Below are 14810 nucleotides of genomic sequence, written 5' to 3'. Positions count from 1 at the left end.
GCTGGAGAAGCGAAAGGGGAAAAAGATGGCGCGGCGGCACAGCCTGCGCCAAGCGCGCCACGTGCCGCTTGACCGCTCAACCTTCAGGGCGTGAAGACTCAGGAAGAAGACGTCTTGCGCGGCATCCCGAAGCCGCCGAGCAGCGCGGCGAGCGGCTGCTTCGATGCCGGCTTTTGCGGCAGGTTCTCGGCCTCATCGCGCTTGGCGGACGCCGCGGACAACGCACTTGGCGAAGGCTCGTACGGCTTCAGGAAAAAGTCGTCGATCGGCGCCTGACGATGCGTGTGCGTGCCGGCACGCTCGAAGCCGCCGCCTGAACGGCGCCGGCTGCCGCGTTCATCGCGCTCGTCACGGCCGCGCCGCGCGCCCCGCTCGTCGTGATGGTGCCGCACGGGCGAATCGACGACCAGCCGTTCGACTTCGAGCGGCCGCTTGATCAGCTTCTCGATGTCCTGCAGCTGCTTGCGCTCGTTCGGGCTGAACAGCGACAGCGCATCGCCTGACGCGCCCGCGCGCCCAGTGCGCCCGATCCGGTGCACGTAGTCTTCCGCGTTGAACGGCAAGTCGAAGTTGATGACCGCCGGTAGTTCGACAATATCGAGCCCGCGCGCAGCGACGTCGGTCGCCACCAGCGCCTCGATCTCGCCGCGCTTGAACGCGTCGAGCGCCTGCATCCGCTCGCTTTGCGTGCGATCGCCGTGGATCGCGGTCGCGACGACACCGTCGCGTTCGAGCTGCCGCGCAAGCCGGCTCGCGCCGATCTTGCTGTTGCAGAAGACGAGGACCTGCTTCAGATTGCGCTCGCGAATCAGCTGCACAACCGCGCCCGTCTTGTCGCCTTCGGCGACCTCATAGACGATCTGCGTGACATTGGCCGCCGTCGAGTTGCTGCGCGCGACCTCGATGGTTTGCGGATTGCGCAGGTAAGTGGCCGCCAGCTTCTTGATTTCCCCGGAGAACGTGGCGGAAAAGAGCAGCGTCTGGCGGTCTTTCGGCAGCAGATTCAGAATGCGCTGCAAATCGGGCAGAAAACCCATGTCGAGCATGCGGTCCGCCTCATCGAGCACGAGAATCTGCACCTGGCCGAGATTCGCGGTTTTCTGCTGCACGTGATCGAGCAGGCGCCCCGGCGTCGCGATCAGGATTTCGACGCCACGCCGCAGTTCCGCCGATTGCGGGTTCATGTCGACGCCGCCGAATACCACCGCGCTACGCAGCGCCGTGTGTTTCGCATAGGCTTGCACGTTGGCGGCCACCTGGTCGGCCAGTTCGCGGGTCGGCGTGAGAATCAGCGCGCGCACCGGATGGCGCGCCGGCGACGCGCTGGTGCTCGCGAGCGGCAGCAGACGCTGGATGATCGGCAGCGAGAAACTGGCGGTCTTGCCGGTGCCGGTTTGCGCGGCGCCCATGACGTCGCGGCCGCCCAATACGACAGGGATTGCCTGCGCCTGAATCGGCGTCGGCGTCGTGTAGCCCTGCTCCGCAATGGCTTTCAGGATGTCGGCTGACAGGCCGAACTGGTCGAAGGTCGCGGTGCTGGGAATGGCAACTGTGTCGGACATGGTGGCTTTCGCTAAAAATGCGCCCGCGCGCGACTTACGCGCGGCCCTTGAACTGATCTGAACGGCGGTCTATAAAAACCGGCCCTTGCGGCACTGGCGATCGGCGATGAACAATCAACCGCCGATTAAACCAGCGCTCAATACCGGGCCGTGAAATCGAGCCGTGAAATCAGACCCAGAAACACGCCGTGCAATCAGGCTGTGCAATCAGGCTGTAAAACCGCGGCCTCGAACATGCTCGCGCGCCGTTTGACTGCCTGCTGAAGCTGCCTGCTGAAGCGGCCGGCGCCGCGCAAAGCGGCAGAATGAAGGCGGAGCCACGATGTGCCGCACGCGCGCTGGATAGTTCAGCGCACAACAGGCGGTCGAAAAGCCGAAGAGGGCCGCGAGGCTAAATTGGCCGGCTCCGGACGGCGCAAACACCCGCCGCAAAGGGCCGTATTGTAGCACTTCAACGCCAATGCCTCGGATGCGTTTGCTTGCGCGGCCGGTCGCGGCCCTGCGCGACAGAGCGGTTTGCCGTCGATAAGACTGGCGCGCGCTTGCGACAATAGCGTGACATGCGCGTGCATTTCCGCCTAACGGACGATCGTCACGCAGTTGGACAATACCGGCGGCGCATCGGGGCCCGCCATTGCGTCGTATAGATCCGCGCGCGTGCCCTTGGTCCACCACGTATAGCTGCCCGCCTGATATTTCGCGCCGGAGCCCGACAGCGTGTTGACGAAGAGCATCTGCTGGCCCTTCACCGGCACCAACGCGAAACTCTGCCCGTTTGTCGCGCTCAGATACGTGACGTTGAAGGTCCGGCCGGTCGCGCATGTATATTTCTGCGTGCGCGGCTTCTTCGTGTGCAAGTCGCCAAAGCGCGGCGCGCCCGGTGCCGCCGCGCTGCACGGCAGCGCCACGGCGAGCGCCGCCAGCGCCGCCACTGCGGGCAGCAGCAGCCTGATCAGCCGCTTGATTGGCGGCCTGATTAACGGCCTGATTAACTGCCCGATCAGCCTGTTCACCATCGACCACTCCGCTTCTTCGAACACCCCGTGACGGGAGCGCACGCTACTTTGCCGACACCGGCCGCACTGCCGCGGCGGCCTGTTTCGCCCGCGCGCGCGCCTCGTCGACCGTCGCGCCGGTCGCGACCGCGACACCCATGCGCCGCTTCGCGAAGCTCTCCGGCTTGCCGAACAGGCGCAGATCCGCGTCGGGCACCGCGAGCGCCTGCGCGACGCCGTCGAACGCGATGCCGGCTTCGTCGAGCTCGCCGTAGATCACCGCCGACGCGCCCGGCGCACGCAGCGATGTATCGACCGGCAAGCGGAGAATCGCGCGCGCATGCAGTTCGAACTCCGAAAGCCGTTGCGACGCGAGCGTGACGAGACCGGTGTCGTGCGGGCGCGGGCTCACCTCGGAGAACCATACGTCATCGCCGCGCACGAAGAGTTCAACGCCGAACAGCCCACGGCCGCCGAGCGCTTCGGTCACCTTATGCGCGATCTCACGCGTGCGCTCAAGCGCGACCGCGCTCATCGGCTGCGGCTGCCACGATTCCACGTAGTCGCCCGCGACCTGCACGTGGCCAACCGGATCGCAAAAGTACGTGCGCGTCGCGCCGCTTGCCGGATCGATCGCGCGCACGGTCAACTGCGTGATCTCGTAGTCGAAATCGATGAAGCCCTCGACGATCACGCGCCCGCGATTCACGCGGCCGCCGGCAAGCGCGTATTGCCACGCAGCTTCGACGTCGGCGGCGTGCTTCACCACCGACTGGCCCTTGCCCGACGACGACATCACCGGTTTCACGACGCACGGATAGCCAACCTTGGCAATGCCCGCCTTCAGTTCGTCAAGCGAGTCCGCAAACGCATACGGCGAAGTCGGCAGGCCGAGTTCCTCCGCGGCGAGACGGCGAATGCCTTCGCGATTCATCGTCAGTTGCGTCGCGCGCGCGGTCGGAATGACTTCAGCTAGACCGTCGGCTTCGACGGCGGCGAGCGCGTCGGTGGCGATGGCTTCGATCTCCGGCACGATCAGATGCGGCCGCTCCGCTTCGACAAGCGCGCGCAATGCGACGGGATCGGTCATGTCGATCACATGGGCGCGATGCGCGACCTGATGGCCCGGCGCATTCGGATAACGGTCGACCGCGATCACTTCGACCCCGAGGCGCTGCAGCGCGATGATCACTTCCTTCCCCAGTTCGCCTGCGCCGAGCAGCATGACGCGCGTGGCCGAAGGGGAAAGCGGTGTGCCGATACGTTGGCCGGTCTGCATGAAAGCTCCGAAGAAGTGCAATGGGTGGATCGAATGGTGCGGCGATGTTAACATGCGCGGCCGCTGTCGCCCGCGCGGTGCGAGAGCGGCAAGGATCACACTCGCTTGCCGCGCGCGTAGTACGTTACCCTTAAGCCTTTTCCAGTTTCGACAGGAACGACGCCATGGTTCTCACGTCCGCCGCGCGACGCATCGCATGTTTCCTGCTCACGCGCGAGCGCCGCGCGGCGCGCATGCGCGGTGTCGCCGCATGGCTCGCGGCCGCGGCGTTGCTGGCCGCATGCGCGATGCCGAAACACACGGCCGCAGACGCGCCGCTGCCCGATCCGTTCAACCCCGCCGCCACGCAACTGCTCGACAACACGAGCTGGCAGCTGACCGGCTGGACCCGCGCGGACGGCACGGCGCGCGACATACCGCACGGCGGCGACGCGAGCCAGGCCGGCGGCGTGACAGGCGAGCCGATCACGCTGACATTATCGACCGCTAACGGTCAGCGCCGCGCCAGCGGCTTTTCCGGCTGTAACCGCTACACGGGCAGCTACATGCTACGCAACGGCACGCTCAGCTTCGGACAGCTGGCGAGCACACGGATGGCCTGTGTCGGAATCGGCGGCGAAATCGAAGACGCCTATCTCGACGCGCTCGCGCACATCGAGCGCAGCGGCGTGCAAATGCGCCCACCCCAGGAATTGCAGCTGATCACCACGACTGGCGATACGCTGATGTTTGCGCGCAACGATAAATGACCGTGCGGCGACGGCATGTGTTCAGGTTGTCGTCAAGCCGGATCACGTGGCAGCACGCGCGGCCGACCGCGCCGCGTGCGGGCAACACGCGATTGTTCGCGTTCGTTCGCGACCATGCGGGCCGCATCTGCAACAACGCGAAGCGCGGGCGCACGGCGCCGGTGCCACGCCAGAAATCCGGCGCAACCGACGCACCGGGCTCACACAACCGGCACACGCAGGTGGCAAGCGCGCAACAGCGAATTTATAACGACGCTCGAAGCGCAGTGCTTCGTCAGTTTAAACTCGACGGGTTGCGCTACGGCGCGTCTGTCATTCGTTGATGTCTAGCATGCATACGGTAGTTTTCGGCTGGTTCGGCGGGTCGACTGTCTGGCTGTTCCCGCTCCTCTGGCGTCTCGTGAAATCCGCGCTGCCCGGCGCTGCCGGCCTGCGCGGGCCCGGCACGATCCGCCTGTGGCTCGGCTTCGTCTGCGTGATGCTCGCGAGTTGCACAGCGGAGGCGTCGCTGTTCGACATCGCCGGCTTCAACGCTGTCGGTCACGCGCTCGCGAACGGCTTTAACCCTCTGCTCGGACGCGTCGGCACACTGCTTGCGATGGGCGCGCTCTTCGCGTTAAGTCTGCCGTGGCTGCTCGGTTTTCGCTGGTCGCGCGCCATCCGGTGGGCCAATGCGACCTTCGGGCTCGGCCTGCCCGGGATGCGCGGCGCCGAACGGCGCAGCCGGCGCGCCGATGAAGAGGCAGCGGCCGCGCACGCCGCACGTCATGTGAATCCGATCACGCCGCGCTCGAATGGACGATATGCGCGCCCGACCGTGTGGCAGCCGCCCGCGACGACGCGTGGTAAAGACGCGTCGGGCGCGGCACGTGGCGAGACAGCTGCGGGCAAGGCCAGCCATGCGCACGGGCGAGCCGCGCAACCGAATGCCGGATGGGTGCCTGCGGTTGGTCGCCCCGCCGCGGTTGATCGACGCGCGGTTGACCGCCCCGCCGCAGTAGATCGACCCGCGGTTGGGCGCCCCGCTGATGGTCGCCCCGCGGAACCGACTGCGCCTGCGGGTGCGCTGCGCGGCGAGCCGAACGTGGGGCTGCCGCGCAATCGCGCGCCATCGCCCGAAAGCGCGCCGGGATACGTGGCCCGCGGTGCGGCGCTCGGCGGCGCGACGCATCACGCGTCGAAAGCGTTCGGCATGCCGGGAACCGGACCCGCTAACGGCAATGCGGCGGACAATCCGGCCAATGCGCCTTCACGAAACATGGCAGCGCAACGTCAGACTCCACTGACGTCACGCCCGGCCGGGACCCCGTCAACGCGCCCCGCCGTAACGCCGCAGTCGCCTGCCCAGTCGCCCGCACCGGCGCCACAGACGCCACATGGAACTGCGCCATCCACGCCGCGGCAGCAGAGCCCCACCGATGGCACAGCCGCGCGCCCGCCCGCAACCGGCTTCAAGCGCCCCACACCGACTGCAGCGCGCATCGAACCCGCGCCAAGCGTGAGCGAAACGCTGCGCAGCATCGAGGCGAACGCCGCGCAATGGACAACGCTCGCGGGCGCGAGCCTCGCACGGCGCAGCCAGGCCGAGCCGTCGAAGACTGCGGGCGCTGACGGCGCTGATAGCGCCGCGACAGGTGGCGTGTCCCCGACATCAGATCATGCGATCGACACGCGAACCGCGCGTGATCCGGCGGAAAGCCGCTCGACGGGAAACCCTCCGACGGATGGCCGCCCCATCGAAACGCGCGCGCCGCAAAGTCTGGACGGCACGCCGGGCGTCACGCAAAGCGAACCGGCACCGCACGCAGCGGACGCCACGCGCTCGTTGCCTGCAGCCTCGACCGCGAGCGTGCAACCCGGCCCGCTCATTCAGACCGCTGCGACCGCGACCGCCGGTGAGACACCGCGCGCCGACCCCGTTAGCACGACAGTCGATCATGCGCCGCAAGCCACAGCATCGAATGCTGCCGACCACGACGCGACTGTGCCGAATACTCCGCCTGCGCCACAAGAGCTCGAACGGATCGACGCCATGCGATCGCACGCGAGCGAGGCGCGCGGTTCCGGGAATCTGGCAAACGGCTCCCGCATGACGGCCGATCCTGTTGCGTGCGCCACCACCGATACGTCGTCGGGTGCGCACACGACGCCCTGCCCTGTCGACGTCGTACCAACGACACACGCCGCGCCTGCGCCGTGGGAGGCGATCGAAGATGCCGCCACTGCACTGCGCACCGGTTCGTCGCTAGCGCCGCATCAGCTTTCGACGGTCGCCGCTGTCGCGCTCGATGTACAAGGCGCACGCCATGGCACGCCGCAACTGCACGTGGTAACGACGCACATGACGCAGCCGCTCGCATCGGTGGCCGCGGAATCGTCGGCGGCGACAGCGCCAGCGGCACGGACGCAGACATCGGGACCGTCCATCGCCGCGCCGTCTAACGTGGTTCTTTTCCCTGGTACGCCTGGTGCGCCCGTTGCACCAGGCGCGCAAGCAACCCACCCGGCCGCGCACACGACATCGCATGCCGCGCTTCCTCACCACGAGGCTGCGCCTCGCAACGAGCCCGCCAGCGACTTCGCCGGCTTGACAGACGCCAACCCGGACGCCAACCCGGACGCCGCCACAAAGGCCAACTCTTCTGACGACAGCGACCCCGCCGACTCCCCGCTCGCGCCGTCGTCCGCCCGCGTGCCGGTGCGCGGCCACGCGCCGACCAACTTCGAGTTTCACGCACCCGCCGCGTCGCACATCGAACTGCCGGGCCTCGCGTTGCTCGCGCGCGCGCGCACTGAAGTCGAGCCGATCTCCGACGAAAAGCTCGCCGAGACTGGCCAACTGATCGAGCAGCGCCTGCAGGAATTCAAGGTGCCCGTGACGGTCGTCGGCGCGTCGGCCGGCCCGGTGATCACGCGTTTCGAAGTCGAGCCGGCACTGGGCGTGCGCGGCAGCCAGATCGTCGGTCTGATGAAGGACCTGTCGCGCGGACTGGGCCTCACATCGATCCGCGTGGTGGAGACCATTCCCGGCAAGACCTGCATGGGCCTCGAACTGCCGAACGCGAAGCGTCAGATGATCAGCCTCTCCGAGATCCTCGAAGCCGACGTCTATCAGCACTCCGCGTCGAAGCTGACGATCGCGATGGGCAAGGACATCACCGGCCATCCGGTCGTCACCGATCTGGCCAAGGCGCCGCACATGCTGGTTGCGGGCACGACCGGTTCGGGCAAGTCGGTCGCGATCAACGCGATGATCGTGTCGCTGCTTTACAAGGCGACGCCCGAGGACGTGCGGCTCATCATGATCGACCCGAAGATGCTCGAGTTGTCGGTCTACGAGGGCATTCCGCATCTGCTCGCACCGGTGGTCACCGATATGAAGCTCGCCGCGAACGCGCTCACCTGGTGCGTCGGCGAAATGGAAAAGCGCTACCGGCTGATGTCGGCGGTCGGCGTGCGCAATCTGGCCGGCTTCAACCAGAAGATTCGCGACGCGCAGGCGCACGAGAAAAAGATCGGCAACCCGTTCTCGCTGACGCCGGACGACCCCGAGCCGCTGTCGCCGCTACCGCTGATCGTCGTCGTGATCGACGAACTCGCGGACCTGATGATGGTGACCGGCAAGAAAATCGAAGAGCTCATCGCGCGCCTCGCGCAAAAGGCGCGCGCCGCGGGCATTCACCTGATACTCGCGACGCAGCGGCCGTCGGTCGATGTGATCACCGGCCTGATCAAGGCGAACATTCCAACGCGCGTCGCGTTCCAGGTGTCGTCGAAGATCGACTCGCGCACCATTCTCGATCAGATGGGCGCCGAATCGCTGCTCGGCCAGGGCGACATGCTGTTCCTGCCGCCCGGCACCGGGTATCCGCAGCGGGTACACGGCGCATTCGTCGCCGACGAAGAGGTGCATCGCGTGGTCGAGCATCTGAAACAGTTCGGCGAACCGCAATACGAAGAAGGCATCCTTGACGGACCCGCCACCGAAGGCGCGCCGCAGGACCTGTTCGGCGATGCGCCGGATGCGGAGGCGGACCCGCTTTATGACGAAGCGGTCGCGTTCGTTGTGCGCACACGGCGCGCATCGATCTCCGCGGTGCAACGGCAGCTGCGCATCGGCTACAACCGCGCGGCGCGGCTCGTCGAACAGATGGAAGCGGCCGGGCTCGTGTCGTCGATGGGCATCAACGGCAGTCGCGAAGTGCTCGCACCGGGACCGGCCCCGGAGTGAGCGGTCGCCCGCGCGATGTGCCGGTGCCGCAGCGACCGGTTAGGTCACGCTGCGGCTTACCGCGTTCAGGATGGCGACACCCAGACGAAATCGACCGGTGCGCCGATATCGAGCCGCGTCGGATTCGCGTCGAGCAGCCCGCTTTGCACATCGCGCCGAAACACATACGCGGTATCGCTGTTCTGATTGCCGACAATCAGCCAGTGACCGGTCGGATCGATCGAAAATTCACGCGGCGCCTGGCCGAGGCTCGACTGGCGTCCGACTTCATGCAGATGGCCGTTCGCCGGATCGACCGCATAGACCACGATCTCGTTCGCATCGCCGCGATTGCTCGCGTACACGAAGCGCCCGTCAGGCGACACGTGAATCGCCGCCGCCGCGACTTGCCCGTTGAAGCCAGGCTTTGTCATCGGCAGGGTCTGAATCGGCGTGAGATTGCCGTCGCTGTAACGAAACACGGTGACGGTCGCGGCCAGTTCGCTGGTCAGGTATGCATGCTTGCCATCCGGCGCGAACACGAGGTGACGCGGACCCGAGCCCGCCTCCATCTCAACGTACCGACGTTCAGTCGGGCCGAACAAGCCGCGGCTGCCATCGGGCGTATAGCGATAGACGAACAGCTTGTCGGCGCCGAGATCCTGCGCGAACAGGTACTGGCCATCCGGCGAAAACACCGTCGAATGCACGTGCGCGTTGTCCTGCCGACCTTTCACCGGACCACCGCCTTCATGATGCACGCTCAGCACCGCGGTACCGAGCTTGCCATCGGCTTCAAGCGGAAATACCGCGAAACTGCCGCCCGGATCGGCCGCAACCGAATAGTTCGCGGTCGTCAGATAACGGCCATCCGGCGAGAGACTCAGGTAGCAAGGGTCGTTGCCGTCGGACGACACCTTGTTCAGGAACGTCAATTGCCCGCTCGTCGCATCAAAGGCGAACGCACTGATCCCGCCGCGCTGCGTGGCCGGCCCGTTGTCGCCCGGCAGTTCGTTGACCGCGTACACGAAGCGACCGTCGCGGCTCGCCACGAGATACGACGGATTGACGGTCTGCGCGCCGGATACGCGCGTCGCCGCGCCGGTCTTCGTGTCGAAGCGATAGACATCGATGCCTTCGCTCTTCGGCCCGGTGTAGGTGCCGACCAGCAGGTCGTAGACGCCGTCGGCGGGCGGCGTGGCCGTCCGTTGTGCGGACGCGGACGTGGCAATGATCGAGACCATGAGTGCAAGACCTTTTATGATCGAGGCTGTCGAACGTGGGAAGCGAAATGAACGCATCAGCGCAAACACAAGCATAAGGAGGAACGGAAACAGCGGCACGGCGCAGGCCGCCGTCCGGTTGTCGCGATGCATGAGAATCTCCTTGACATCGGTTTATCTGGTTGTTGCGGTGTCGCTGGTCTGCCGTCCGCTCCGAGGCGGATCGTTGGCGGGCGTGCCGGAGATGTCGCGGTGTAGTGCGTCGGTGTAGTGGGTTGTACGGGCAAGTATAGAAGCGTCGCAGCGGATCGCCCAGTCACGCGCAGCTCGGCCCGGCCGGACCAGGTCGGCTCCGATGCCGGCAGCGCGTCGGCAACGCATCGCGCGGTGACACTAGCGGCCTTTCGAGGCTCAATCTGGCTAACTCAAACTACGGAGTCTTCATGAACGTCACACTCAGTCTCGGCCCGCTCGTTTCGTTGATCGCCGGCATTCTGATCCTGGTCATGCCGCGCCTGCTCAACTACATTGTCGCGCTGTACCTGATCATTATCGGCATCATCGGCTTGATAGGCGTGAAGTAAGCCAGCACGCGTGCCGCCTGGATGGGCCGCGCTGCCCGCCCAGGCGACAGGTGAGGTGTCACTTCGAATAGCGATGGACCGGCGCAGCATGAACATGCGATTGCACCGGCCCCGGCCGCACATCGCGGCACAACCGGGTCGCTTGACGTGCCTGACACGCGCTTTTTGTGACTAGCGTGCTTGCCACGCGTGCCAAACGCGCTTGCCGCACACCCAATCATTCGCGCTCGATCCAAGCCTTGAATGCGCTCAACCGTTGGCCAGTTGGTCCAGACGCAAACGGCCCTGCAGCGACAGGCTGCCGACGGCATAATGACCATCGCCTTCGCTATAACGCTTGAAACACGCGCGCTCGATCAGGAACCGGGCGGCGGTGTCCATTCCATTGCGAGACAGGCCGAGTGAACGGCAATCGAGAGACAGCAGTTTTCCGTCAGGCAGTTCGCTGGCGGCGGAAAGAATGGTGATGCAATCTGATTTCGACGGGTTCAGCATGGCTTTCATCCTCGAAACTGCACCTTGGGCGCAATGCGGCAGCGAAGTCGGAGACACAAGCGGTAAACCGCGCTGCCGGTCACGTGAGATATCCGGAAGTCCGATTGTAGGCAGCGAAAATGAGGCCTGCCAATACTCAATTTCTCCTTTTTGCGTTACATCAAGATGTATCACGCCGTTTCGGTAAAATCAGCGTTTAATGAACCTGCGCATTCGCATAATGCGCACTTCTTACCCATCGCTCTATACGATCATTTGATCGAACGTCAAGCTTATGCCCGCACCCATTGAAGACTACGCACTCGTTGGCGACGGCCACACCGCCGCGCTGATCTCCCGCGATGGCTCGGTCGACTGGCTTTGCTGGCCGCGTTTCGATTCGGGCGCCTGCTTCGCCGCGTTGCTCGGCACCGAGGACAACGGACGCTGGCTGATCGCGCCGTACGGCGAGCCGGTCAAATCGACGCGCCGCCGTTATCGCGGCGAGACGCTGATCCTCGAAACCGACTACGAAACGCCGGATGGCGCGGTCACCGTGATCGACTTCATGCCGCCTGGCAACGGCTGGTCCGAACTGATCCGCATCGTGGTCGGCAAACGCGGCACGGTGAAGATGCAGATGGAGCTCGTGCTGCGCTTTGACTACGGCTTCTCGATTCCGTGGGTGAGCCGCCTGCTACACGACAGCGGCATCAAGGCGATCGTCGGGCCGGATACGGTCGCGTTGCGCACGCCGGTTGAACTGAAGGGCGAGAATATGCGCACGGTCGCGGAATTCACGGTCTCCGCAGGTGAGCGCGTGCCGTTTTCGCTCACCTACTCGGCGTCGCATCTGCGCATTCCGCCGGCGCACGACCCGTTGACCGCGCTGGCGCGCACCGAGAACCACTGGCTCGAATGGTCGTCGCGCAGCACCGTCAACGGCCACTACGCAAAGGAAATCCAGCGCTCGCTGATCACGCTGAAAGCGCTCGCCTACGAGCCCACCGGCGGCATCGTCGCCGCCCCGACCACGTCGCTGCCCGAGCAGCTCGGCGGCACACGCAACTGGGACTACCGCTACGTCTGGCTGCGCGACGCGACCATCACGCTGCTCGCGATGATGCGCGGCGGCTATTACGACGAAGCGCGGGCGTGGCGCACATGGCTGGGCCGCGTGATGGCCGGCGCCCCCGACCAGGTGCAGATCATGTACGGTCTCGCCGGCGAGCGGCGTCTGCCGGAATTCGAAATCGAATGGCTGCCGGGCTACCAGGGCGCGAAACCGGTACGCATCGGCAATAACGCGGTCGGGCAACTGCAGCTCGACGTATATGGCGAAGTGATGAACGCGCTGCATCTCGCGCGGGTCGGCGGGCTACAGGCCGACGAAACCTCGTGGAACGTTCAGCGTGCGATGCTCGCGCACCTCGAGACGATCTGGGAAGAGCCTGACGAAGGTATCTGGGAGACGCGCGGCGGGCGCCAGCATTTCACGTTCTCCAAGGTGATGGCGTGGGTCGCCTACGACCGCGCGATCAAGTCAGCCGAGCAGTTCGACCTGCCGGGGCCGCTCGATCACTGGCGCGAGATGCGCGCACGAATTCATGCGGACGTGTGTACGAAGAGCTGGAACCCCGAACTGCAGGCATTTACTCAAATCTATGGGGGCAGCGAACTCGATGCAAGCGTGCTATTGTTACCCCTACTCGGGTTCCTGCCGCCATCGGACCCACGGGTTGCGAGCACAGTCGACGCGACCGAGCGATATTTGATGCACGACGGATTTGTAATGCGGTATCGTACGACCCAATTCGACGACGGCCTGCCGCCGGGAGAAGGAACGTTCCTTGCGTGTTCGTTCTGGTTCGTGGACAACCTGGCGTTGCTGGGGCGAGTGAAAGAAGCGCGTGAGATGTACGAGCGTCTTCTGTCCCTCGCTAACGATGTCGGGCTACTCGCCGAAGAATACGATCCGGTGGCTGGACGCCTGGTCGGTAATTTCCCGCAAGGGTTTTCGCATGTCGCGCTCGTCCATACGGGTCTGAACCTGATGAAACATGAGCAGGAAATGGCCAAGGCCACCGGGCAGCCGCCCCACGATGGGCAAGGACCCGACGGCTCGTCGAACGCCGATGCCGAACCCAGCCCAGTAGCATGATTTGATAACGTTTGTGATGACACTCCATTTGTGGCCTGGCGCACCGTTGCTGCGTAGCACAACATCGCGTGGTTGGATATCATCGAACGGGTCTGTCGGCCGATAATCAATGTTTAATAACCACTCCGGGCCGCCTCGACGCTACGCGTGCTTTCGCGCAGCCCCGCGCGCACCGCAATAACGCTGGAGCACCCATGCTCTATCAATTTCACGAATTCCAGCGGGCACTTTTGAGTCCGCTCACCGCCTGGGCCCAGGCAGCCTCGAAATCGTTCGCGAATCCGGCCAGTCCGCTTGCGTATATTCCGGGCGCCACCCGTCTATCGGCGGGCTACGAACTGCTGTACCGGCTCGGCAAGGACTACGAGAAGCCCGAGTTCGATCTGCATCAGATCGTCAAGGACGGCCACAACATTCCGATCGTCGAGCAGACGATCATCGAAAAGCCGTTTTGCCGGCTGATGCGCTTCAAGCGCTTCGCCGACGATTCCGACGCGGTCGCGCAGCTGAAAGACGAGCCCGTCGTGCTGGTGTGCGCGCCGCTATCGGGCCATCACGCGACGCTCCTGCGCGACACCGTGCGCACGCTGCTGCAAGACCACAAGGTGTACATCACCGACTGGATCGACGCGCGGATGGTGCCGTTCGAAGACGGCCCGTTCGATCTCGACGACTACATCGCGTACATCCAGGAGTTCATCCGCCATATCGGCGCGAAGAATCTGCATGTCATTTCGGTCTGCCAGCCGACCGTGCCGGTGCTCGCGGCGATCGCGCTGATGGCCAGCCGCGGCGAAGACACGCCGCGCACGATGACGATGATGGGTGGCCCGATCGATGCGCGCAAGAGTCCGACGTCGGTCAACTCGCTCGCGACGCAGCACTCGCTCAACTGGTTCGAGACGAACGTGATCTACAACGTGCCGTCGAACTACCCGGGCGTCGGGCGCAGGGTCTATCCGGGCTTCCTGCAGCATGCGGGCTTCGTCGCGATGAACCCGGAGCGGCACGCGGCATCGCATTGGGACTTCTACCAGAGCCTGATGCGCGGCGACGAAGAGGACGCCGAAGCACATCGCCGTTTCTACGACGAATACAACGCGGTGCTCGACATGGCCGCCGAGTACTATCTTCAGACGATCCAGGTCGTGTTCCAGGAGTTCCGGCTCGCGGAAGGCACGTGGGAAGTGGGCGGCGAGCTGGTGCGTCCGCAGGACATCCGGAGCACGGCGCTATTCACGATCGAGGGCGAACTCGACGATATCTCCGGCAGCGGCCAGACGAAGGCCGCGCACGAACTGTGCACCGGCATTCCGGCGAAGCACCGCAGGCATTTCACCGCTGAGAAATGCGGGCACTACGGTATCTTCTCCGGCCGCCGGTGGCGCACCATCATTTATCCGCAAATTCGCGACTTTATCCTCGAGCACAACAAGGCGAAAAAGCCTGAAGTGGAACGGGTCGAGGCGTGACGCTCGCGGCGCACGGATGCGCTGATCGATAGCGCCCGCCGCGCGAACGCAAATGAACGGCAACGGTCTCTCGCGAGACCGTTGCCGTTTTTATTTTCGCG

10 protein-coding genes are annotated in these 14810 nt (G+C 65.0%); 5 read left to right on the top strand and 5 right to left on the bottom strand.

From position 1 onward, the window contains the following. Positions 1-98 precede the first annotated feature (98 nt). The 3 genes from HV796_RS23210 to purT form a co-directional block, all read right to left on the bottom strand. On the bottom strand, positions 99-1562 hold the full coding sequence (locus HV796_RS23210; protein ID WP_175228857.1) for a DEAD/DEAH box helicase: 1464 nt from the start codon (positions 1560-1562) through the stop codon (positions 99-101). A 578-nt stretch (positions 1563-2140) separates the two neighbouring features. Continuing rightward, positions 2141-2515: an MliC family protein gene (locus HV796_RS23205; RefSeq protein ID WP_377693670.1), complete on the bottom strand. Its 375-nt coding sequence runs from the start codon at positions 2513-2515 to the stop codon at positions 2141-2143. A 106-nt stretch (positions 2516-2621) separates the two neighbouring features. Further along, positions 2622-3836 (bottom strand): formate-dependent phosphoribosylglycinamide formyltransferase, encoded by a 1215-nt coding sequence (gene purT, locus HV796_RS23200; RefSeq protein WP_175228856.1) that lies wholly within the window; start codon positions 3834-3836, stop codon positions 2622-2624. Between the two features lie 164 nt (positions 3837-4000). Here purT and HV796_RS23195 point away from each other — a divergent pair, with 164 nt between their 5' ends. After that, entirely contained in the window at positions 4001-4585 is a 585-nt protein-coding gene (locus HV796_RS23195) for an META domain-containing protein (RefSeq protein ID WP_175228855.1), read from the top strand. A gap of 331 nt (positions 4586-4916) precedes the next feature. Continuing rightward, positions 4917-8816, top strand: a complete 3900-nt coding sequence (locus HV796_RS23190; protein ID WP_175228854.1) for a DNA translocase FtsK — start codon at positions 4917-4919, stop codon at positions 8814-8816. Positions 8817-8881: 65 nt separating this feature from the next. Here the strand turns inward: HV796_RS23190 and HV796_RS23185 are convergent, their stop codons facing one another. Continuing rightward, positions 8882-10114, bottom strand: coding sequence for a lactonase family protein (locus tag HV796_RS23185; RefSeq protein ID WP_246356000.1), 1233 nt, complete (start codon positions 10112-10114; stop codon positions 8882-8884). 347 nt (positions 10115-10461) lie between these two features. Between HV796_RS23185 and HV796_RS23180 the strand changes: the two genes are divergently transcribed. Continuing rightward, positions 10462-10602, top strand: a complete 141-nt coding sequence (locus HV796_RS23180) for a DUF3096 domain-containing protein (protein ID WP_175228852.1) — start codon at positions 10462-10464, stop codon at positions 10600-10602. A 249-nt stretch (positions 10603-10851) separates the two neighbouring features. Here HV796_RS23180 and HV796_RS23175 read toward each other — a convergent pair whose 3' ends face one another. Next, positions 10852-11097 (bottom strand): hypothetical protein, encoded by a 246-nt coding sequence (locus HV796_RS23175; RefSeq protein ID WP_175228851.1) that lies wholly within the window; start codon positions 11095-11097, stop codon positions 10852-10854. 274 nt (positions 11098-11371) lie between these two features. On the opposite strand from HV796_RS23175, the gene HV796_RS23170 reads away from it, so the two are divergent. Then, positions 11372-13237 (top strand): glycoside hydrolase family 15 protein, encoded by a 1866-nt coding sequence (locus HV796_RS23170; protein ID WP_175228850.1) that lies wholly within the window; start codon positions 11372-11374, stop codon positions 13235-13237. Between the two features lie 194 nt (positions 13238-13431). Further along, positions 13432-14709, top strand: coding sequence for a polyhydroxyalkanoate depolymerase (locus tag HV796_RS23165; protein ID WP_175228849.1), 1278 nt, complete (start codon positions 13432-13434; stop codon positions 14707-14709). Positions 14710-14810: the final 101 nt, after the last annotated feature.

Origin of the sequence: Paraburkholderia humisilvae (assembly GCF_902859855.1) — a bacterium.
In the GTDB taxonomy this organism is placed as follows: Bacteria; Pseudomonadota; Gammaproteobacteria; order Burkholderiales; family Burkholderiaceae; genus Paraburkholderia; species Paraburkholderia humisilvae.
The sequence above is the reverse complement of the archived record's forward strand: the minus strand, read 5'-3'. Positions and strand labels throughout refer to the sequence as shown.

Excerpts from the sequence above, each read along its gene's own strand:
- HV796_RS23210 (WP_175228857.1), bottom strand. The coding sequence starts at position 1,562 with ATGTCCGACACAGTTGCCATTCCCAGCACCGCGACCTTCGACCAGTTC.
- purT (WP_175228856.1), bottom strand. The coding sequence starts at position 3,836 with ATGCAGACCGGCCAACGTATCGGCACACCGCTTTCCCCTTCGGCCACG.
- HV796_RS23195 (WP_175228855.1), top strand. The coding sequence starts at position 4,001 with ATGGTTCTCACGTCCGCCGCGCGACGCATCGCATGTTTCCTGCTCACG.
- HV796_RS23190 (WP_175228854.1), top strand. The coding sequence starts at position 4,917 with ATGCATACGGTAGTTTTCGGCTGGTTCGGCGGGTCGACTGTCTGGCTG.
- HV796_RS23185 (WP_246356000.1), bottom strand. The coding sequence starts at position 10,114 with ATGCTTGTGTTTGCGCTGATGCGTTCATTTCGCTTCCCACGTTCGACA.
- HV796_RS23180 (WP_175228852.1), top strand. The coding sequence starts at position 10,462 with ATGAACGTCACACTCAGTCTCGGCCCGCTCGTTTCGTTGATCGCCGGC.
- HV796_RS23175 (WP_175228851.1), bottom strand. The coding sequence starts at position 11,097 with ATGCTGAACCCGTCGAAATCAGATTGCATCACCATTCTTTCCGCCGCC.
- HV796_RS23170 (WP_175228850.1), top strand. The coding sequence starts at position 11,372 with ATGCCCGCACCCATTGAAGACTACGCACTCGTTGGCGACGGCCACACC.
- HV796_RS23165 (WP_175228849.1), top strand. The coding sequence starts at position 13,432 with ATGCTCTATCAATTTCACGAATTCCAGCGGGCACTTTTGAGTCCGCTC.